We start from the raw sequence: 21,548 nt of genomic DNA, 5'->3' as shown, positions 1-21,548 counted from the left end.
AACGCCCAATAATGCTAGTTTCAAGAAGAGGATTGCCCCAATCAAAGGGTGATCTTCTTTTTGTTTTTGCATCGAAAATATGATTTACAAGGTAAGTTGTAAGATTTTACAGGTTATGTTCTAACGAAATACGGGTTTTGTGCAGGGGATAAATTCAACATAATTGAGTTAGGTCAAATGAACCAAATAGAGAAAAAACAACGAGGAGACACTTTAGAGAGGGGGCGCCTACTATTAGACAGACATCACTTCATACCAACGCAGATGCGAACATGATTGATACGCCGCGCAAGAAATCTTTGTTAAGACGATTGGCAGCGCAATATCAATTGCTGATCATGTCCGTTCCGTTTGTGCTTTTACTGATATTGTTTAGCTTTGTTCCACTGTGGGGCTGGATTATGGCTTTTCAGAAGTATTCCCCAGGTAAAGGGATTATGGGAAGCAAGTTTGTCGGGCTCGAGAACTTTGTCACACTGTTTCATGATGAAAGATTCTTTCTCGTATTGAGAAACACACTCGCGATGAGCTTAATGAGTCTCATCACCGGATTTGTTGGGGCGATCGCGCTTGCACTATTCCTTAATGAGATCAAGAATGTGAGATTTAAAAGAACGGTGCAGACCATTACCTACATACCACACTTTGTATCGATGGTTGTTATCGCGAACATCGTGCTTACGTTCCTATCTCCGGATAGCGGTTTCGTCAATCAGTTTCTGATGATGCTCGGGATCATCGATGAGCCGATTTATTTTATGGCTAAGGGCGAGTGGTTCTGGGTTATCCATACGCTAACGGGTCTATGGAAAGAGCTTGGCTGGAGTACAATCATTTATTTGGCGGTCATTGCTGGTTTGAATCCAGAATCCTTTGAGGCAGCCGAAGTGGATGGAGCTGGACGTTTCCAGAAAATTTGGCATATCTCTATTCCCGGTCTGATGCCAACCGCAACAATTCTTTTGATTCTATCGCTCGGTTCTATTGTCAATACGGGCTACGAATCACAAATGCTACTCGGTAACTCCCTGACAGTTGATTACTATGAGGTGCTCGACTTGTACGCGCTTAACTTGTCTTTCGGAGCAGGGCAATATTCCATCGGGGTTGCACTCAGTATTTTCAAATGTATTGTGAGTCTATTCCTGGTGCTGACCGTCAACAAGTTTGTGAAAAAAGCCGGACAATCATCGTTGTTCTAAGAGGGGGGAGAGCATGAAAAAATCACAAAGCACCGGAGATATTCTATTTAATGTCGTGAACTATACACTGCTTTCTTTATTGACGATTTGTACGATATATCCATTCTGGAACCTGCTCGCCATATCCTTGAACGAATCGGGGGATACACTGAGAGGTCAAGTATACTTATGGCCTAATGTTTTTACTTTGGATAACTATAAAGTCGTCTTTCAGAATGATGCTTTGCTAGGGGCAACATTGCGATCTATTACAAGAACCGTTCTAGGTACCGGATTGTCATTGATCTGTTCTGTGATGTTAGCATACACTTTGTCGCGTAAAGAGTTCATTCTGCGTAAAGCAATTAACTGGATTATGATCATCAGTATGTACGTGAGTGGTGGATTGATCCCTACTTACATGCTTATCAAAAATATCGGACTTACCAACAGTTTCTGGGTTTACATTATTCCAGGCTTGATCAGCGTCTTTAATGTCATCATCATTCGTTCGTACTTTGATCAGCTCCCAGATGGGTTGATTGAAGCTTCTAGAATAGATGGAGCTAATGAATTTCAGACACTGTTTAAGATCGTGCTGCCCGTCAGTATGCCCGTGCTAGCAACCATTACGTTGTTCGTATCGGTAGGTCACTGGAATTCATGGTTTGATAACTATATGTATAACACTAGGGAGAATTTAAACCTACTGCAATATGAGCTGATGAAAATTCTTATGCAGTCTACGCAGCAGGTAACGAGTAATGCGACAGGATCGCTCGCCGGTGAGACATTGCGACAAATTACGCCGCAGTCAATTCGCGCAACGATGACTATTATCGTAACAATACCGATTCTATTCGTATATCCATTCTTACAGAAGTATTTTATTCAAGGGATTATGATCGGAGCTATTAAAGAATAGTTTCCGCATAATATATCATCACATATAAAAAGGGGCGATAGAAATGAGTAAACGCTGGCTAACAGGCCTGTCATTGCTTCTGGCAGCTTCGATGGTTGCGGGCTGTGGAAGTAAAGACGCGGGTACGGATAAGAGCAGTGGTGACGATGGTGGAAAGATTAACTATTCAATGCAAGTATGGGATTCCAGCTACAAGTGGGATACACCGATCAACAAGAAGCTAGAAGAAAAGACAGGCGTATCATTCGAATACCTTCCAATCGTTGATGGTGGCGGTAGCGGAGCTAGTAAAGTCGATGTATGGCTTGCTTCCGAAGATTACCCTGACATTATTAATGATTCTCCGCTGACGATTGGTAAGTACAAAGATGCGGGCGCTGTAATTCCGCTGGAAGAATTGATCGAAGAGCATGGACCGAACATTAAGAAGAAATTCGGCAAGTATTTTGATCTGCTTAAAGATGAAGAGGGACATATCTATTCACTTTATGGCGTGAATCTTGCAACAGAACCTTCTCCAGATTCCCAAGCATCATTCTTAGTTCAGTATGATGTATTGGCAGAAGCAGGATACCCTGAGATTAAAACTCTTGATCAGTTGTACACTGTTCTTGAATCTTATTATAAGAAGCATCCAAAAACAGAAGACGGGAAAGATGTGATTCCTTTCTCCGGAATCAGTGGTGGTCTGCTTGATATTAACCCTGCTCTGAACGCAGCGGGTCTGCCTGACCATGGTTTCTACGAAATCAAGAATGACAATGTTAGCTTCGCTATGACAAGTGATGAAGTGAAGCAGTATATGAAGTTTCTGAATAAACTACAAAATGCAGGTATGCTTGATAAGGAAGTATTCAGCTTAAATGCAGAAACGGCTGGAGCTAAAATTACTCAAGGTCGTGTACTAGCAACTTATATGCCAGCTTGGTTGATGAGAGGTTACGAAAGTTCCATCATTGCCAATGGAGATTACGATAAGCTGTACGCAAAATTCCCGATTATGCTGAACGAAGGAATCGAAGACCAATCTAATGGTTTCCCGCCAACAAACTCAAGTACGAACCTGGCGATTACATCTAAAGCGAAAAACCCAGAGCGTATCATTCAATTGATTGATTACTTGTTCACGGATGAAGGTCAGATCCTGATGAACTGGGGGATTGAAGGACAGCACTTTGATATTGTAGACGGTAAGCGTGTTCGTAATGCTGATTTCGATGCGAAAATAAAAGCTGATCCAACGGTTGGAACAAGCGAAGGAATTCAAGGACCATTTAATCGTTTTAGTTATGGTAACGGTGCTAAGCTTGATGATGGTGATTATGCAACTCCAATTACGAAGGACTTTGTAGCTTCTTCTTACGATGATCGTACTAAAGAAGTTCTCGCTAAATATGGTAAACAAACTTGGGCTGACTTCGCAGCTAAACCAGTTATTTACCCAACTATGCTATGGCAGTTGAATACCCCGGAAGATGCAAAGCCGATTGCAATCAAACTTGAAGAGATTTGGCATAAAGAAGCGGCTAAAGTCATTCTTTCCAAAACAGAAGCTGAGTTCGAGAGCAGCTGGAACGGAGCTGTATCTCAAATTGAGAAGAACGGCAAGCAAAAACTGGATGAGAGCATGACTAAAGTATGGCAGGACTTTATGGCTCGTTATAATCAAGCGGTAAAGTAGTGACGAACTCTATTGTCTAGCATAAGCCAGCTGGATTACAGAATAATTAGACAGATATCTTAAGGCACAGAGCTGTGTTCCCCTGAAGCCCAAGAAAAAGTCAATTATTCCGTTTTCCGGCTGGTTTTTCGCTGTAGTATTTTATGGAATAAGGGGTAGGCAGAATGAATAAGAGCGTTATAATAAAGAAAAAGATCGAATAGTGACATTATACGACAATAATAGACAACGATAGAGGCTAGACTGACAGTTTTGCGATTGTCCAGTTGAAGCCAGTGGAGATATAGATATGAAGATCAGGACAAAAATCTTTGTGGCAAACATGCTTGTCGTTACGATTCTCTTGGGTGTACTGACCAATGTGCTCATCCAATATGTTAGTGGGATTTTATTAGACAAAGCCAAAGAGAATGTTAACTATTCTGTTTCTCAGCTGGCTTTAAATCTGGATAACTCCATGAAGGTATATGAGCAGGTCATCGATTCTTTCTATATTAATAATGATATACAAGAAGCCCTTCTCACTCATTATGAAACGGATTCAGAGGCGCAGGGTGTATATTTTGACGTAGTAACTCCTTATATGAATGTTATTCGGGCTACTACAGATTCCTTGAATTTAATGATGTATACGAATAATCCAACGTTCCAGTTCTCCGATGTTAAGAATATTGATGATGAAATTCAAGAACATGATTGGTATAAAGCAGCGCATTATGCTGACAAGCGATTATCTCGAGTGTGGACCTATCTGGGGCGTTCGGATATTTATAAGGCGGATGTACTCAGGCTCGTAGGTAAGCTGTACAATATTTTCAATCAATCCGAGTTATTCATTGCCGTAGATGTCGATCAGCGCGTCATACAAGATTTAATCTCAAAAGAAGGTCAGGAGCAGCGATACGTTATCGCTTTAAACAATGGCCAAGTTATTGCGGACAATGGGATGAAGAGCATCGAAGGACAGCATATTCAGGATTATGGGTTTTATGATGAGATTGCAGCACACGATAACATTACTTCGATGTATATGGAAGATGGATTGAAATATTTACTCGTATCCAAGACGCTCGATACAAGACATAGTGTATCTGGCATGAAAATTGTCTCTCTGGTCTCGATAGATCAGTACATCAGTAAAGTTAATCAGATGAAATGGATAGCGCTTGCATTGTATGTGGGATCCTTACTGTTATGTATGGTTATCATTTATGCGATATCTACTGGATTAACGAAAAGGCTTACAGTACTTGCTCTTAAGATTAAAGAGATGAACACCGATAACTTGCAATCATTTATTGAAGTTAGAGGCAATGACGAGATCAGCCAAGTGAGCTATAAATTTAATCAGATGATGGCTCGTATGGACCTCCTGATTAAGCAAGTGTACGAAGCGGAAATCGAACGTAAAGAGCTTGAGCTAAAGCGCAGAGAGTCTGAATTGTATGCGCTTCAAGCCCAAATTAATCCACATTATTTATTTAATACACTGAATGCGATCCGAGGTAACTTACTAGAGAACGGTGACCATAAGAATGCAGATATCGTTAAATGGTTCGCTCAATCCTTTAGAAATATGTTGAATCGAAAAGGAGATGTAGTGCGCTTAGGGGAAGAACTGGATGCTGTGAACACATACATGAACGTGCAGATGTTCCGTTATGGAAGTCGCTTGATCTATTCTAGTGAGGTTCCCGAATCACTACATCCATTTCCGATCCCTAAGCTTGCTCTGCATACCTTACTAGAGAATGCGATGATCCATGCGCTAGAAAATAACGAGAGTGACACGATAATCAAGGTTCGAGGAGAATGGATTGATGATCGGCACTACCGGATTTCAGTGCAGGACAATGGTCCAGGTTTCTCTGCTGAGAAGTTATCTGAAATATGGGAGCGTCTTCAGAATCCGGAGGTAGAAACTCATAATCAGCATCTAGGGCTCCTCAATACACAGCAACGGATTCAGATGACATTCGGCACGGATTACGGGCTTGATATTGTCAGCGTAGCAGGTGAAGAGACACGCGTAAGTATGGTACTGCCGACGGTGTGGAGCAGACAGAAGGAGGAATAGATCGATGTTTCGAGTATTAATTGTTGACGATGAACCGGGTGCTCTCAAATCTTTGAAATATATGTTGGATTGGAATGAATACGGTTATATCATTACAGGTGAAGCGGCGAATGGAAAACAAGCGTTGGAGCTATTAAAGAATGAAATATTTCACCTTGTTATTACAGATATTCGAATGCCGGGGATGAGCGGGCTAGAGTTAATCCGTTGTATTCGCACCCTATCAGAAGATATTCCTATCATCGTAATGAGTGGGTACGAGGAATTCGACTACGTAAAAGAGTGTCTTAAACATGGGGTAAAGGACTATCTCCTCAAGCCAGTGGATCAAGAGAACCTCTCAGAACTGCTTCAGAGTATTAAGGAAGAACTTACTTATGAGCTTCAAATGAATAAGCAATTACATCACGGCATTCCAGCATTAAGAGAGCGGATTCTAAAACGCTGGGCGCATGGATTTCTCACGGATGAGGAGATTGGCACGGAGTTGGAATTTCTCAATATACCAGTAGAGGAGAAGTCTTGGATTTGTCCACTGCTTATAGAGATGCATTTTCAAGATCTGACGGATTCTTCTTGGACAGAAGATGAGATGGGGATACAGCGTTTTGCGGTCCTAAATGTGTTGGAAGAATTACTTGTGCATCGTGGTTATATTTTCGAAGAATCGCGAGATCGGTTGGGCGTTGTATTAATAGGTGATACTTCAGAATCTGGTGAAGAAGTGGTTCAGCAGCTAGCTGAACTGATTAGGGATAGTATTAGAAAATATGTGAAGCTACCCGTTTCTATCGCGATTGGTGATGAGATTCAAGATCTGAGAGAATTAGCAAGTTCGTTCGAAATGGCGCTGCGGAGAATGGAGATGAACTTTTTGTTTCATGGACAGATCATCTCTTCAGCCCAGTTTAATGCCTATGATATGCCATTGAATTCGCCAGCGATCAAGTATATTCGGGCGATCATCGATTCGATAAGTGCTAAGGATGAGGAACTGCTATCCTCCTTACTAGCTGATCAGAAAAGACGGTTCTTGGCATGCGGAGCTTCCAAGCGAACGGTCCAGTCTTTTGTGCTTGAACTATTCACACATTTATTCAGTCTAATTAAGGATATGGAGGAGCCGTATCATCATATATTCGAAGACGAGACGCATGAAACTCGAATTATTCTAGATATCAAGACACTTGATGAGATAATGAATTTCACAGAGCAGAAGTGTTTCGAAGTGATCCAATATCTGGCGAGACTCAAGATGTCCTCCTCTGCCAAGACAGTGGAGCGAGTTAAAGCGATGGTGAGAGAGAACTATGCTAATAATATCCATCTGAAAATGATTGCTGAAGAAATTCATATGAATCCGACGTACTTAGGTCAGATATTTAAGTCAACGGTGGGAATGTCATTTAATGATTATCTGATGCGCACACGTATGGAGAAGGCGAAATCCCTTGTCGTTCATACGGATAAAAAGATTTACGAAATTGCTCTTGAAGTCGGCTTCAAGCAGCTTGATGCATTCTATAAGAAGTTTAAGGAGTATACGGGCAAGAGTGCAGGTGAAATGCGAGCCGAGATGAAGTAATGTATACATTTTAATGATAAATGATACTTTTTGTGGGACTTGAATAAAAGGTAACGAAATGAAATGTTTATGTCGTATAATGATGAAGGACATCTTACAATTGATCAACATGACCCGATCCTAGATAGGAACTATCTGTGGTCGGGTTTTGTTGTCTTGAATGGGCTAGTTCATTCTAAGGAGGAGGTGAATGATACTGTGAGTAGTTATACCGAACCTAATTTTGAGAAATGTGCAGTCATTACGATCGATACCCAAAATGACTTTAGCTTGCCAGGGGCTGTTGCTGAAATTAAAGGGACATATGAAGTGATTCCACACATGGAAAGTATTCTAAAAGCATGCAGAGTTCAAAAGATTCCCATTGTACATGTGATTCGCATCTATAGGGAAGATGGAACCAACGTTGATTTGTGCCGAAGATCACTCATTGAATCTGGAGCTCGCATTGTGTGCCCTCAATCTTCCGGAGCTGAACTTGTCCGTTCTATAATGCCGCTGCATGCAGAGAATTTGAACTTTGAGGCACTATTAAATGGCGAAATGCAGTGTATCGCCGAGGAGGAATGGGTAATGTACAAATCTCGCTGGGGGGCATTTTATAAGACAGACCTAGAGCATTTTTTGAAAGAGAAGGATATAGATACCTTGGTTTTTATCGGCTGTAACTTTCCAAACTGTCCTCGAACAAGTATGTATGAAGCGAGTGAACGGGATTTTAAAGTCGTAATGGTGGAGGATGCCGTTTCAGGTGTGTATCCTAAAGGAATTGAGGAAATTCAAAACATCGGTGTGAATGTATATTCAACGAAAGAGTTTATTGACGCGTTAACCGTTTCTATACCCTAAGGAGCGTAGGACTTATGAAAAGGTATAAAAGCAAAGAAGGTCAGGAACTCATTCATGATACGTATAATCGGTTATTAGATAGCTGGAATGTAATTCACGAACGACAAGATATCCTGACTTCTTATGGAAGTACACATATCATCATTGCGGGCGTCATAACGAATCCTCCATTATTATTGTTCCATGGCGTAGGTGATAACTCAGCGATGATGTGGCTGTACAACATCAAGCGGTTGTCTGAACATTTCTATGTTATTGCTGTGGATGCAATTGGAGGGTCTGGTAGGAGCGAACCGAATGAACATTATTATAGGTCATTTGATCAGACCATCTGGCTTGATGAAATATTGGAACAGTTACAATTGGAAGAGGTCAATATTGCAGGGGTTTCCTACGGAGCCTATCTAGCATATCATTATGCAATAATGAGACCATCCAAGGTTAGAAAGATTGTATGTATGGCAGGAAGAGTGGCTAGCAGCCAAGGGGAAATCATAAGAACGATGATGAAGGCATTTTTACCGGAAGCAATCTTCCCAACAGAGAAGAACAGTAAAAAGCTATTAAGGAAGCTATGTGGTCCGAATTATACGGTGTTTGAGAATCACCCAATCCTTATGAATCATTGGTATTATCTACTTAAGTATTTCAACAATAAATCAATGATGAAGCATAAGACAATTATTTTCGACGACACGCAGCTTCAATTATTAAGAGATAAGTCTCTGTTCATTATAGGGGAGTTAGATATATTATCTAATTATCCGAAGGCAATACTGAAACTACGAGACAATCAATTGTGTTACAAGATTGTGAAGGATGCTGGGCATGCCGTGAATCATGAGCAAGCGGATGAAGTAAACGCCGTGATCTGTAATTATCTGCTCGCGTAGGGTGAAAAATATTATTTGTAAAGGAAGGACGAATGAGGATGAGTAGGATGTTTACCGTTAGACAGGCAACTATAGAAGATTTGAATCCATTAGCCGATGTATTCAATCTTTATCGAGTGTTTTATAAGCAAGATTCGAATCTTGAAGGTGCTAAGCTGTTCTTGTCTGAGAGACTGAAGCTTGAAGAATCGATTATCTACATTGCTGTGGATAACGGAACGGATGCAATCATAGCCTTTACACAGTTATATCCCACATTCTCCTCCATATCGATGCGCAGAGCTTGGACATTAAATGACCTATATGTAGCTGAACATTATCGAGGTCAGGGGATAGCTCAATTGTTATTAGATCAGGCGAAGCTTCTTGCCAAGGAAACAAAGTCTAAGGGACTGTCACTATCTACGGCAGTAGATAACGAAGTAGCGCAAAAGTTATATGAGAGAAATGGGTTTATTAAGGACGAGGAATTCTATCACTATGATTTGCAGGTGTGACGTAACTATTAGCTACATGGTAGAGGAGTTGAAATATGGATCATCCTTTTCGAGAGAGAATTACTAGTGAGTCAGAGCTCAGAGATCTACTGGGGTATCCAAGCCCATTGGTATCCAAGAAGACAATCCATTCTCTGGATAGTCACTGTATTGATTTCATTCAGAAGTCACCTATGATATTCATATCCACTTCAGATAATAACGGAAATTGTGATGTTTCTCCTCGAGGAGATCAAGCAGGATTTATACATATTATTGATAATCAGCACATTGTAATCCCTGAAAGACCGGGTAATCGAAGACTCGATTCGATATTGAATATTTTATCAAACCCTCATATTGGAATTATTCTCGTAATCCCACAGTTAGAGGAAACCTTGCGAATTAACGGGAGAGCGTGTGTTATAAAGGATGCTCATATACTGGAATCGATGAGGGCGAATGGTAAAGTGCCAACTTTGGGGATTGGTGTAACCATCGAAGAGTGCTACATGCACTGTGCTAAAGCTTTCAAAAGATCAAAGTTATGGGATCCTGAAAGCTGGCAAGATGTGAATGAATTACCTAAGCCCGCGAGAATCATAGCGGCTCATGCTGGAGCTAAGGAAGATGATGTATCCAGATCATTAAAGGAATCTTATGAGAAGAGGCTTTATTGAAGTAAAAGAATAGCGTAACAACAAGGAGTGGACGAAAGTGTCATTTATAAATGTTTTGGATAAGGGATATGTTCGACTAGTGAATCATATGGGTACCGATTTAGCCGTTGTTAATGCGGCGCGGGTATCCTATGCCAAGGAATCTACAGTGTTAACGGATAGAGATATTAGACTTATTAAGTTCTTAGCAAGAGAAGGTCATACCTCTCCATTTAGACATGCGATGCTTCAATTCGAAATTTATGCACCTCTTATGGTCGCTAGACAATGGTGGAAGTATGTGATTGGATCTGCGCATTTTGAGGGAACCGGAGACAGTCTTGAAGCATGGAATGAATCCAGTCGAAGATATATTACAGAAGAGGCAACATTTTATATCCCAGCTACTGATGAGTGGAGAAGTAAACCCGAGAATTCGAAGCAAGGCAGTGGTGAGGTTCTGGATGATAGGATCGGAGCTAAACTTACAGCGGAATTACTGGTATACATAGATTCAGGAATGCGAAAGTATGAAGAAGCGTTAGATAGCGGTGTATGTCCTGAACAAGCGAGACTTTTTCTACCTGCATATGGAATGTATGTTCGATGGTATTGGACCGCCTCCCTTCAGTCGGTGTGTCATTTCCTCAACCAGAGACTGGAGCAAGACGCTCAGAAGGAAATTCAAGATTACGCTAAGGCTATTTTAGAGCTAAGTAAGCCTTTGTTTCCGAACGCTATCGATCAATTGATTGATAGAGATCTAGCTCAAGAGGAGGATGTAAATGAAGATCGGATTAGTTCTCTTTAATGGAGTGACTTTTTTAGACTTTGTGGGATTCTATGATGTGATATACAGGTTGAACCTATTTGAACAAACGAAAGGTACCACATGGGATATCTGTGGTCTGAGTGAAGAGGTTACTGATGAACTTGGGTTAACCGTGAAAGTGAATAAGATTAAGCCGAATTTAGGCGATTATGATCTGGTGTTTGTTCCGGGTGGTATGGGGACGAGAAGTCTTCGTTATGATCAGGAGTTTATCGAATGGGTTAGAACAGCTGAGGCAGTTCCATATAAAGTATCGGTCTGTTCAGGTTCCTTACTATGGGGAGCTGCTGGTTTCTTAACCAATAAAGCGGCAACGACCCATCCGGGAGCATATGACCTACTGGAGCCATACTGCAGAGAAGTTGTAAAGTCCAGGATTGTAAGGGATGGAAATATTATTACAGCAGGTGGAGTATCCACTTCGATCGATTTGGGGCTATATATCATAAAGCTTTTTGCAGGAGAAGAGGAAATGAAGCTAGTTAAGCAGCAAATTGACTATCCCTATGAGATGCAAGGTATTATAGAGATTGATGATCACCGTTAATAGGTGATTAGATTCCTTAGTTAAGGCTAAGTAATAGTAACGTGAGTATATAAGTTCATTGAAATAATGATATACTTTATATTCCAACAGTTTGCTCTAAGATGAATAATGAGGAGGACGTATTGATGCCAGTAATTCAAGTAGAAGGAAAGCAGGACATTCAGGCTGAAGAAGGTAAGAAGCTTGTTCTTGCATTAGAGGATGAAGGTGTAGATGTGCTGCACCGCTGCGGTGGTAATGCAAGATGTACAACCTGCGCAGTTGAAGTGCTAACAGGTGATTTGGGCGAAATCGGTGAAGCAGAAGCTACGGTTCGTCAGAATAAGGGAATTGAGGATCCGTCCATCCGCTTGTCCTGCCAGGTTCGTGTGCATGAGGATGTATCGATCCGTTTAATCAAGACGGTAGAATCGACGGGATTAGACGCAGGTCCACGACCACAAGAATAATCAATAAGCGGATAACACTACAGTATAGGGACTGACTCCAAAGATCTATAAAGATCCGTAGAGCAGTCCCTTTTGTCATATGGTTATGATTGTAGAATAGTAAGGAGTGGTGGGCGAATGCTGAGACTTAAAAGAAATAAAATAATGATGAGGTGAATTCAATGAAAGCTATCTTAAAAGAATTAACTAGAGATATGAGTTTCACGAATGACCTAAAGCAAGACATTTCCACATTTCTAATCCAGAATCAATGTTCAGAGACAGCACAACATTGTATGGATGTCGGGAGAGAGGCTAGGAGACTAGCTCAGTTATTTCAAGTAGATCCAGATGAGGCAGAACTTGCAGGCTGGCTACACGATATCAGCGTGGTCATTCCCAACAATGAACGGATTGTGGCTGCAAAGAAACTTGATATTGATGTTCTTCCTGAGGAAGAATCATTTCCTATGATTATTCATCAGAAGCTCTCCAAAGTCATGGCTCAAGATATTTTCAAGATTACAAATCAAGGGATCTTGGATGCGGTTAGCTGTCATACAACCTTGAAAGCCAATTCAACAACACTTGACCAAGTATTATTTGTCGCAGATAAAATCGCTTGGGATCAGCCAGGTAAACCACCTTATATACAGCAGATTCATAAAAGTCTAGAAATTTCATTAGCGCACGGAGCCTTTTCATATATCAATTACTTATGGGAACGCAAGGAGACACTTAGAGTGGTCCATCCTTGGTTAAGAGAGGCGTATGAAGAACTGAATGAACGCTTGAGATGACTGCTTTGAGAGGAGGGAATTGTACTGGGGAATATGAATCGTCACGTTATAGTATTGATTGTCACGGTCTTATTGTTAAGTCTGATCGGCTGCGGTAAACAAGAGACCAAGGATGATACAGTCGCTTATATTAAAGCTAATCTGAACTCGGAGTACGAGAAAGTATATAAAGATTTAGGACTCGGGATTTTATATGATTTTGATTATAAGTTACCTTATGCTGATCAGAGCTGGGTTAATATTTGGGTGGAAGGTTATCTTGATGGTAAGAAAATGGAACCATTTCATCTCACTGAGCTAAGCTATGGCCTAAATCCTGAGCCGATGGTAGAAGGACGAATGGGGTTCGGCCTAATTAATCCAACAAGTGAAGATGGTTCTTTATTCCTTTATTCCGGTCAAGTGAAAGCACCACCGACAAGGTTGAATAATCAGATGCAGCTTCATAGTAATACGATGGCTAGCTCTTGGGATTATGCAATTGGAGATGAGCAGATTGGCTTAAATTCAGGTGAGACTAGACTTTTAGGTGTCTATCGGAAGACGAATAAGAAAACTATAAGCAGCTATGATTATCAAGACAGCCAGTCAGTAGAAAAAATGATTCAAGATGAATCGGTTGTGCTATTACTGAAGATAAAAGTTGAGACAGATAAGAAGATCGAAGGCAAGCTCGATTAGAGTTTATGCCTTTGTTTTTTTTATTTTGATGCGAACTTGCAAGTAGTCGTGAACGCGATGAATGAAGCATATAGAAGATATGAAACATATGGAACATAGCTTGACTTGGACTAATCTTATTAGTTAAATTAGTAATAGTGTTATTTTAAGGAGTTGAAAGAACTGATGCCTAGGGTGAAACTCGACGTACAGATGATCATGCAAGCGGCAGCAGACATAGCAGATAAAGAAGGCTTGGATGAAGTAACATTAGCCTCATTATCGAAAAAGCTAGGTATCCGTTCGCCATCATTGTACAACCATGTAGATGGTCTGAACGGTGTGCGTCATAAACTGGCTCTATATGGAATGAAACAGCTGAATGAAGCTTTGACCTATGCTGCGATTGGACGAGCACAAGATGAAGCCATTCATGAGATTGCTCAAGCATATATCCGTTTTGCCCGTGAGCATCCCGGTTTATATGACGCTCTGGTACGTATGCCTGACTGGAATGATGAAGAGACCAATAAAGTGGCTAGGCTTCCGGTGGATTTACTCGTTCGGGTGCTTCAGGCATATGGTCTTGAAGGTGATGCAGCTATACATACGGTAAGGGGGCTTCATAGTTTACTGCATGGTTTTGCTTCGCTAGAGCAGACGGGAAACTTCAATATACCTATTGATCCGGATTACAGTTTACAGTTGTTGATCGATTTTTTCCTAAAAGGTATTCGAGCATACGGAAATGAAATGGAAAGTTAACGAAGAGCCTGGAACAATATGTTTCGGGCTTTTTCATTTGTTTGATATTCACTATGCTAACTAAATATGGAAGTGGTATCGGGATATAACGTATAATAACAACAGGTATTCAAGTCTATTGATTGCGGAGGTTGTTATATGGATAAAGATTATCTCTTTACGAGAGTTGGATATGTATATATTCCTACATCGAATATTGATGCGTCTATTGAATGGTATTGCAGTAACCTTGAGTTTAAATTAATCAATAAATTTGAGGATCGAGGTTCGTGTATAGCGGTACTTCATCATCCTGGTAAGTATTCGATTGCAGTATTACTGATTGAAACAGAGGATCAAGGTAGATTACAAATCTCACGAAATGGTCAACCTTTTCCCGTGATGGCGATCAATTGTCCGAATATTGAGTATACGCATGAATACATGATGAAGAATGGAGTAGACGTAGAGGAACTGCACACGTTGGGCGCGGGAGAAGCAAAATATTTTTATTTTAGGGACAATGAGGGGAACTTACTCGAAGCTGCTTGGTCCAAATATGATCTAGAAGAAGACATGAAGGAAGAATTTATTCGACATACAAACCATTGAAGGATGTGCTCATTATATGTTTTTTCCAATTTCCTATTCAACACTATCAGACCTAGCTCTTAACGAATATATCAAGAAGAATTATAACTTGGATCAAGTAAAGAACACGACTTATCTTCTAAGGGGGATGAATGATACCTATTTAGTGACTACATCAGATGAGTTTTACATATTCAGGGTGTACCGTGGGGACCGGAGACAAGAGTATTCAGAAATTGCCTTTGAACTAGAGCTCTTACGCTATTTGGATCGTAAGGGAGTGTCGGTTTCCTTACCGATCTCCGATGTTCACGATGAATACATCCAAGCATTTGAGGCACCAGAGGGGACGCGATTCGGCGTACTGTTCACCTTTGCCGAGGGCAATGAAAGGGGAATGGATAACGAAGAAATCAGTTATTCCTTCGGCCAAGCTGTTGCTAATATTCATATGCTAACGGATCATTATGAGAGCGGTTACGAAAGAACTCCAATCGATCTTGATTTCCTACTTCATCAATCGCTTGCCATTATTGAATCTAACATGCAGCATCGGGGTGAAGATGTACAATTCTTGAAGAAGCTTGGGCTGCAAATGGAGCAATCCCTGCGTGAAATTCCATTAGAACAATTAGACTTTGGAATATGTCACGGAGATCTTCATGGTAACACCAATGTTAGCTTCACCGAGGAATTAGTTATGACTCACTATGATTTTGATCTATGTGGATATGGCTGGCGCGCCTATGATATTGCTGAATTTCGTTTAGCTAGAGAGGTTCGATTAGGTCATGATCCGGATCAGTTAGAGCGCATTTGGGGGGCTTTTCTAGATGGGTACCAATCGATCAGAGTATTATCCGAGAATGACCTGAAGGCAGTGCCTATTTTTGTCGGCATTAGACAGCTATGGTTGATGGGACTTTGTCTTAAGGACCCTCATATCCATGGTGCTATTGATTTCGGTGATGATTTTATTGATGACAAGTTAGCGTATTTCAAACAATTGGAGGAACGCTTATATGGGGAACGTTCTGGAGTATTACAATAGGTTTGATGAGTGGGGGCGCTTGGATCGGGAACCTATGGAGTACTTGGTAAACCTCCATTATATGAAGAAGTATTTGCCTGTTCAGGGACATGTACTAGATAATGGAGCTGGGCCTGGAAAGTATTCGATGGAACTGGCGATGCATGGATATGACATATCTCTAACAGATCTTACGCCAAGATTGGTAGAGCAAGCTTCTGTAAAAGCTAATGAGCTTAATCTACTTGATCGATTTAAAACGCTTGAAGTTGCAGATGCCCGGAATCTGTACCTATTTGAAGATGAGCAATTTGACGCTTCCCTGATGCTCGGTCCAATGTATCATTTGCAAGATGAAATAGGGCGAAATCAAGCAATTGAAGAACTTTCTCGTGTTACCAAAAGAGGGGGAGTTGTCTTTGTAGCTTTTATGACCAGAACGAGACACCTAACCAACTCACTTCTTAATCCATTACAGTGGAGACCGAATGATAATATGCGTGAACTAACTAGCTTTATGGAAACGGGCATATTTAATCATAGTGATGAGGGAAGATTTACGGGGGCTTATTATTTTAATATCGAAGATATTCAGCCGTTTATGGAATCTCATGGCTTCGAAAGTATGGACTTGATCGCTTCTTCAAGTGTTGCTGGTTCATTTTCATCTGAGCAGTTCGATTATTGGCGTTCGCGTGGGGAAGAAGATTTCAGAGATGTGATGGAACTGATTTATACAGAGGCAGCAAATCCGTATATACTCGGGCTGTCTTCTCATCTTTTGTATATTGGTCGGAGATCGTAGAGGAAAGAAATCAAGAATAATAAACATATTATTGATAAAAAAGTTTAGCTTAACGGACGATATGATGATCATAGGATTAGATGGGATTTAATAGGTTTAATTAACTTGGTAGAGCATTTCTTATTATCAGCTAAGTAGACCTGGAGGGATCCGAATGGTTAAGTTCCAAGATATTGAACCCTATATGAATCATGTTCGCGAGCAATTGATAGAAGTATTGAACTCCTTTGGACCGAATGAGAAAGAGTTACGTGAAAAGCCAGATGGTTGGAATGTCACGGAGGTTGTTGAACATTTAGGTTTATTAGAGAGAATTATTCAATATCAGATACAACAACGGATTCAGCAAGAACCAATTCAACCATCCGAACCGATTGATGAGAAGAAGACGGATGTGAGCGATATCCTTAGAAACAGCGGTATTATAGGAAAGAAGATTGATGCACCAGCGGAAGCTAAACCGACGGGCACGGTTTCTTACACCGAGGCGATGGAGAGGCTAAACCACGTTCGCGAAGCAACGAAGTTACTAATTTTAAAGCTTGCAGAGCGTAACACCAATGACTTGCTCTATCCTCATCCTTTTGGATTTGAATTGAATGTTGCTCAGTGGGCTCATTTCATTGCGATACATGAAACAGCGCATATTAAACAGTTGCAACGTATCCGTGATGCAAATCGTAAATAGTATATAATTACATTTATCGAACCTCCTATTTCATTCCGAGTAGGGGGTTTCTAATTTTACCAGAGGCTTTTAAGGAGGTACAAGGAATGGCGGTTAAGGTTTGTCCTAGTTGTGGTGAAGGAAATAAAGAAGCGGCTCTTATATGTGTTGTATGTGGGACTTCTCTTCAAAGTGTTACTGCTCAAGGTACACTTAATTCGGAAAAAGAGTATGTAACACCTCCCAGTAGGAGGTCAACGATTTGCGCCCATTGTCGTGAACCATTGGACGAAGGAGCAATGAAATGTAAGTACTGCGGTACTTTTGTATCTAGAACTCCATCAGCTCAGCTTAATTCACGCTATGACGCGGAGTGGGCACCATCCGTACCAGACAGCACTTCATTGACACTCATCGTAATCTCAACAATCGTAATCCCTATTGTGGGACTTATTGTTGGAGGTTTGGCATCCTTCAGCGACGATAGCGAGAAGCGAGATACAGGCAAGATGTTATTAATTCTAGGTCTGGTGATGATCGTTGTGCAATTGTTCTTGTTTTGGATATTTTTCTAATTCAATGAAGCTAATCATTGTCCTAAGAAATAAAGCCACCATGGATGAAGAGCCCTCAATGTTAAATTGTCTTAGCATGAAGGGAAATTCATTATGGTGGCTTTTAAATGGGGTAAGAGCTTAAATCGACGTAAGTACCTTATCAATTATGCCGTACTCCACGGCCTCTTCGGCGGACATGAAATAATCCCGATCCATATCGCGCTCTACGCGTTCAATTGACTGCCCTGTCCGTTCTGCTGTAATTTGAACAACTTTTTCTCGTGTTTTTAGTATTCGCTTGGCACTAATGGCGATATCACTCGCCTGCCCTTGTGCACCGCCGTGCGGCTGATGAATCATAATCTCACTGTTGGGGAGTGCGAATCGTTTTCCTTTTGCCCCCGCGAGGAGAAGCATAGAACCAAAAGATGCAGCAAATCCTGTACAAATGGTATGCACCTGCGGCTTAATATGCTGCATAGTATCGTAGATCCCAAAACCGGCACTCACAGATCCACCCGGACTATTAATGTACATATGAATATCTTTGTCAGGATCTTCAGCCGATAATAACAGTAGCTGCGCAATGATACTATTCGCCAACGGATCGTTTATTTCGGAGCCTACGAACACAATTCGGTCTTTCAATAACCTTGAGTAAATGTCATAGGATCTTTCGCCCCGGCTCGTTTGCTCCACAACATAAGGGATATAACTAGACATATTGTAACCTCCATTATTATGGTTATTTAACAATTGGTAAACGATCCGACGATGCCAAAAGATACGAGAAGGGTAGCAAAAATATATTTTTGTGTGTTCCGTAACGAATAAGTGACTTCATTCGTTTACATATATGAACTATCTATAGATCGGGTAAAGGAGTGGACTGCTGAAGATGACGAATTCACCACAAATCAACCATACACAGGCTGAGTTTGATCTGGAACATTTAAATGCCCTTCTTCACAGATATTGTCTCTCGCTTACACAATCAACATGGGATTCGGATGATCTGGTTCAAGATACATGGGTAAAGATCCTGGAAAAGATAAAGGAGAGGCAGCACAATAATCCTGAGGCCCTGCTGCTAAGAACAGCTAAGAACGGTTGGATTGATCAAGTGCGACGAAGACAAGTTTATGATCGAGTTCTAGATAAGGAGCAGGAACTGGCAAGAGAAGCACAGGCAGCTCTTGGCGACAATAGCACCTTTGATCTTGAAATCGCATTTTATTATTTAATTAAACATCTATCTCCGCTTCAGCGAACTGTGCTGCTCCTGCGTAGTGTTCTTGGGTATTCGGTTGCCGAAACAGCAGAAAAACTGTTTACAACGGAAGGAGCTGTTAAAGCAGCCTACCATAGAGCCCGAAAGACACTTGAAACGAAGGAACAAGAGTTAGGAGAGGTGCACATTGATTCACGTGAGGAAGAACTGAAGGCACGATTAAATGCACTTGCTATTGCGTATATGGATGGTGAAGTGGATGAAGTGTTAAGACTTGTCCAAGAGAACAATGAAGAGCAAGAGATGGTTGTGGCGTTTGGTTCTTTTACAGCGCAATCGCCCCAAGGGTTTACTTCTTCCGGTTATTCATTCAGTCAATCGGGTGTCATATCAATGGTGGCTTAATGAGCTAATAACAATATTGAGTCTTGATGTTAATGGTGCTTTCAGTCATGAACTGAAGGTGCCTTTTTTCGCGAATGGTTATTCGATCCCTTTCAAAATGAAGGGAATGATCCCCCCTGAATCGAATAGGTAGGGTAGAGCCTCATGGTTTTTAGTATGTTTGTCCATGTTGTGTAGACGGATCGATTGTATAGTGAAAAAGTAGAGAAGTGAGTTGATCATATGCACGCGAAAGTAGTTTTAGCTGGTGGAACGGGCTTTATCGGTACATTTTTAGAAGATAAATTCAAGGATCTTGGATATGAAGTTCATATCATATCAAGACAGAAACAGCATATATCCTGGGAGGATCATGAAGGGATCATTGCTGCTATAGATGATGCTGATCTGTTAATCAATCTTGCCGGGAAGTCAGTAGATTGCCGCTATAATGAGAAGAATAAGCAGGAAATAATGAGTTCAAGAACAGAGACAACAAGCATACTAGGAGAGGCGATAGAGAATTGTAGCAGCCCTCCACCGCTGTGGATCAACTCCAGTACAGCAACCATTTACAGACATGCGGAAGATCGCCCGATGACCGAGGAAGATGGAGAAATAGGTAGTGGATTTTCCGTGGAAGTAGCTGAGGCGTGGGAGCAGGCTTTTTTCTCATTTCAATTGCCGCATACAAGACAAGTAGCGCTTCGGATCGCAATCGTGCTTGGTCCTGATGGTGGCGTTATGACTCCGTTTATTAATTTGGCACGGTTCGGACTAGGCGGAGTACAAGGCCCAGGCAATCAGATGTTTAGCTGGATTCATATTGAGGATATATTCGGCATTATAATGTTTCTGAAGGAGCGGGAGGATCTTAGCGGCGTGTTTAATTGCTCTTCTCCACACCCGGTCACGAATCGAGAATTCATGGCAGAGCTACGTAGAACAATGAACATAAAATTCGGCTTGCCTTCCCCGAAGTGGCTGCTTGAACTAGGGGCAGTTGTTATTAAAACAGAAACGGAGCTTATTCTAAAGAGCCGCTGGGTGATACCAGATCGACTAGAGAGAGCGGGTTACCCTTTTAAATATATGAAGATTGACCAAGCACTCTCTCATATTCTAGAACGTTAGTGTAATTCCATATTACAATCCATGACCCAGCCCTAAGATGCTTACTATTCTTATGCTGGGTCTAATTATGCCGAGGATCTGTTACACCGTAGATAAAGGAGTGAAATAAGTGAACTTAGCGAACAAAATAACGATAGCAAGAATATTTCTTATCCCCTTTTTCATGCTATGTCTTATGCAGTATCCAATCTGGTTAACTTCTAAATTTACGCTGTTTGAAATCCTAAGTCAGAATGGGGTTATTATAGCAGCCATATTATTTGTGCTCGCCTCTGCGACAGATAAACTGGATGGGTATATTGCGAGAAAATACAATCAAATTACGAATCTAGGTAAGCTACTTGATCCACTCGCTGATAAACTCCTCGTCTCCGTGGCTCTCATAATGATGGTTCAGAAAAATATGGTTTCGACTTGGATGGTAGTTGTGATTATTGGTCGGGAATTTATCATTACAGCACTTAGAATGGCAGCTGCTTCGCAGAAAGTAGCTCTTGCGGCCGATCATTATGGTAAATGGAAGATGGTACTTCAAGTCATGGGAATTACAGCCGTGTTATTAAACAACTATCCTTTTAGCCTATTCACAGCTTATCGGGTAGATAATCTCATAATGACGTTAGCGACTCTGATGACCCTATATTCTGGATGCAATTATATTGCAAGGAATTATAAGAATTTGAAATGATTGATTTCAATTTAATATTTTGCATAACTATCACCATAAATTATTGTTATATAAATAGTGAGAAATGATGTATGTAATAGGATGTGTGTCGTCAAACCGGTTTTAAGAAAATCTTAATGCGGGC

General features: G+C 41.0%; 24 protein-coding genes. 23 read left to right on the top strand and 1 reads right to left on the bottom strand.

Translation table 11 applies throughout. The features are described 5' to 3' along the window. Window positions 1-272 precede the first annotated feature (272 nt). The 20 genes from ACK8P5_RS17240 (at window position 273) to ACK8P5_RS17145 (ending at window position 18,005) form a co-directional block, all read left to right on the top strand. On the top strand, window positions 273-1,202 hold the full coding sequence (locus ACK8P5_RS17240; protein ID WP_422657494.1) for an ABC transporter permease: 930 nt from the start codon (window positions 273-275) through the stop codon (window positions 1,200-1,202). Between the two features lie 13 nt (window positions 1,203-1,215). Beyond that, complete coding sequence (locus ACK8P5_RS17235; protein WP_422657493.1) at window positions 1,216-2,106, top strand: carbohydrate ABC transporter permease; 891 nt, start codon at window positions 1,216-1,218, stop codon at window positions 2,104-2,106. A gap of 43 nt (window positions 2,107-2,149) precedes the next feature. Beyond that, on the top strand, window positions 2,150-3,787 hold the full coding sequence (locus tag ACK8P5_RS17230; protein ID WP_422657492.1) for an extracellular solute-binding protein: 1,638 nt from the start codon (window positions 2,150-2,152) through the stop codon (window positions 3,785-3,787). A gap of 289 nt (window positions 3,788-4,076) precedes the next feature. Further along, complete coding sequence (locus tag ACK8P5_RS17225) at window positions 4,077-5,864, top strand: sensor histidine kinase (RefSeq protein WP_422657491.1); 1,788 nt, start codon at window positions 4,077-4,079, stop codon at window positions 5,862-5,864. 4 nt (window positions 5,865-5,868) lie between these two features. Then, entirely contained in the window at window positions 5,869-7,449 is a 1,581-nt protein-coding gene (locus ACK8P5_RS17220; protein ID WP_422657490.1) for a response regulator, read from the top strand. A 198-nt stretch (window positions 7,450-7,647) separates the two neighbouring features. Beyond that, window positions 7,648-8,298: a cysteine hydrolase family protein gene (locus ACK8P5_RS17215; RefSeq protein ID WP_422657489.1), complete on the top strand. Its 651-nt coding sequence runs from the start codon at window positions 7,648-7,650 to the stop codon at window positions 8,296-8,298. Window positions 8,299-8,312: 14 nt separating this feature from the next. After that, on the top strand, window positions 8,313-9,191 hold the full coding sequence (locus tag ACK8P5_RS17210; RefSeq protein WP_422657488.1) for an alpha/beta fold hydrolase: 879 nt from the start codon (window positions 8,313-8,315) through the stop codon (window positions 9,189-9,191). 38 nt (window positions 9,192-9,229) lie between these two features. Continuing rightward, complete coding sequence (locus tag ACK8P5_RS17205; protein ID WP_422657487.1) at window positions 9,230-9,688, top strand: GNAT family N-acetyltransferase; 459 nt, start codon at window positions 9,230-9,232, stop codon at window positions 9,686-9,688. 35 nt (window positions 9,689-9,723) lie between these two features. Continuing rightward, complete coding sequence (locus tag ACK8P5_RS17200) at window positions 9,724-10,347, top strand: pyridoxamine 5'-phosphate oxidase family protein (protein ID WP_422657486.1); 624 nt, start codon at window positions 9,724-9,726, stop codon at window positions 10,345-10,347. A gap of 37 nt (window positions 10,348-10,384) precedes the next feature. Beyond that, window positions 10,385-11,137 (top strand): FAD-dependent thymidylate synthase, encoded by a 753-nt coding sequence (thyX, locus tag ACK8P5_RS17195; RefSeq protein WP_422657485.1) that lies wholly within the window; start codon window positions 10,385-10,387, stop codon window positions 11,135-11,137. Then, a complete protein-coding gene (locus ACK8P5_RS17190) occupies window positions 11,112-11,705 on the top strand; it encodes a DJ-1/PfpI family protein (protein ID WP_422657484.1) in 594 nt (197 codons plus the stop codon). Before thyX ends, ACK8P5_RS17190 begins: the two co-directional genes overlap by 26 nt. A 125-nt stretch (window positions 11,706-11,830) precedes the next feature. After that, complete coding sequence (locus ACK8P5_RS17185) at window positions 11,831-12,154, top strand: 2Fe-2S iron-sulfur cluster-binding protein (RefSeq protein ID WP_422657483.1); 324 nt, start codon at window positions 11,831-11,833, stop codon at window positions 12,152-12,154. A 161-nt stretch (window positions 12,155-12,315) separates the two neighbouring features. Next, entirely contained in the window at window positions 12,316-12,933 is a 618-nt protein-coding gene (gene yqeK, locus ACK8P5_RS17180) for a bis(5'-nucleosyl)-tetraphosphatase (symmetrical) YqeK (RefSeq protein WP_422657482.1), read from the top strand. Between the two features lie 33 nt (window positions 12,934-12,966). Then, on the top strand, window positions 12,967-13,614 hold the full coding sequence (locus ACK8P5_RS17175) for a hypothetical protein (RefSeq protein WP_422657481.1): 648 nt from the start codon (window positions 12,967-12,969) through the stop codon (window positions 13,612-13,614). A 162-nt stretch (window positions 13,615-13,776) separates the two neighbouring features. Beyond that, window positions 13,777-14,358 carry a TetR/AcrR family transcriptional regulator gene (locus ACK8P5_RS17170; protein ID WP_422661502.1) on the top strand — a complete coding sequence of 194 codons (582 nt, stop codon included), beginning with the start codon at window positions 13,777-13,779 and terminating at the stop codon, window positions 14,356-14,358. 138 nt (window positions 14,359-14,496) lie between these two features. Then, window positions 14,497-14,949 (top strand): VOC family protein, encoded by a 453-nt coding sequence (locus tag ACK8P5_RS17165; RefSeq protein ID WP_422657480.1) that lies wholly within the window; start codon window positions 14,497-14,499, stop codon window positions 14,947-14,949. Between the two features lie 88 nt (window positions 14,950-15,037). Continuing rightward, a complete protein-coding gene (locus ACK8P5_RS17160; protein WP_422657479.1) occupies window positions 15,038-15,979 on the top strand; it encodes a phosphotransferase in 942 nt (313 codons plus the stop codon). Further along, window positions 15,951-16,763 (top strand): class I SAM-dependent methyltransferase, encoded by an 813-nt coding sequence (locus ACK8P5_RS17155; RefSeq protein ID WP_422657478.1) that lies wholly within the window; start codon window positions 15,951-15,953, stop codon window positions 16,761-16,763. Before ACK8P5_RS17160 ends, ACK8P5_RS17155 begins: the two co-directional genes overlap by 29 nt. Window positions 16,764-16,917: 154 nt before the next feature. Continuing rightward, window positions 16,918-17,451 (top strand): DinB family protein, encoded by a 534-nt coding sequence (locus ACK8P5_RS17150; protein ID WP_422657477.1) that lies wholly within the window; start codon window positions 16,918-16,920, stop codon window positions 17,449-17,451. 86 nt (window positions 17,452-17,537) lie between these two features. Further along, on the top strand, window positions 17,538-18,005 hold the full coding sequence (locus tag ACK8P5_RS17145) for a double zinc ribbon domain-containing protein (protein WP_422657476.1): 468 nt from the start codon (window positions 17,538-17,540) through the stop codon (window positions 18,003-18,005). Window positions 18,006-18,125: 120 nt separating this feature from the next. Here the strand turns inward: ACK8P5_RS17145 and clpP are convergent, their stop codons facing one another. Further along, window positions 18,126-18,710, bottom strand: coding sequence for an ATP-dependent Clp endopeptidase proteolytic subunit ClpP (gene clpP, locus ACK8P5_RS17140; protein ID WP_422657475.1), 585 nt, complete (start codon window positions 18,708-18,710; stop codon window positions 18,126-18,128). Window positions 18,711-18,885: 175 nt separating this feature from the next. Between clpP and ACK8P5_RS17135 the strand changes: the two genes are divergently transcribed. The 3 genes from ACK8P5_RS17135 (at window position 18,886) to pgsA (ending at window position 21,424) form a co-directional block, all read left to right on the top strand. Then, a complete protein-coding gene (locus tag ACK8P5_RS17135) occupies window positions 18,886-19,623 on the top strand; it encodes an RNA polymerase sigma factor (protein WP_422657474.1) in 738 nt (245 codons plus the stop codon). Between the two features lie 222 nt (window positions 19,624-19,845). Beyond that, window positions 19,846-20,736: a TIGR01777 family oxidoreductase gene (locus tag ACK8P5_RS17130; RefSeq protein WP_422657473.1), complete on the top strand. Its 891-nt coding sequence runs from the start codon at window positions 19,846-19,848 to the stop codon at window positions 20,734-20,736. A 109-nt stretch (window positions 20,737-20,845) separates the two neighbouring features. Then, entirely contained in the window at window positions 20,846-21,424 is a 579-nt protein-coding gene (gene pgsA, locus ACK8P5_RS17125; protein WP_422657472.1) for a CDP-diacylglycerol--glycerol-3-phosphate 3-phosphatidyltransferase, read from the top strand. Window positions 21,425-21,548: the final 124 nt, after the last annotated feature.

Origin of the sequence: Paenibacillus sp. EC2-1 (assembly GCF_049311625.1) — a bacterium.
Taxonomy (GTDB): Bacteria; Bacillota; Bacilli; order Paenibacillales; family Paenibacillaceae; genus Paenibacillus_AQ.
The sequence above is the reverse complement of the archived record's forward strand: the minus strand, read 5'-3'. Positions and strand labels throughout refer to the sequence as shown.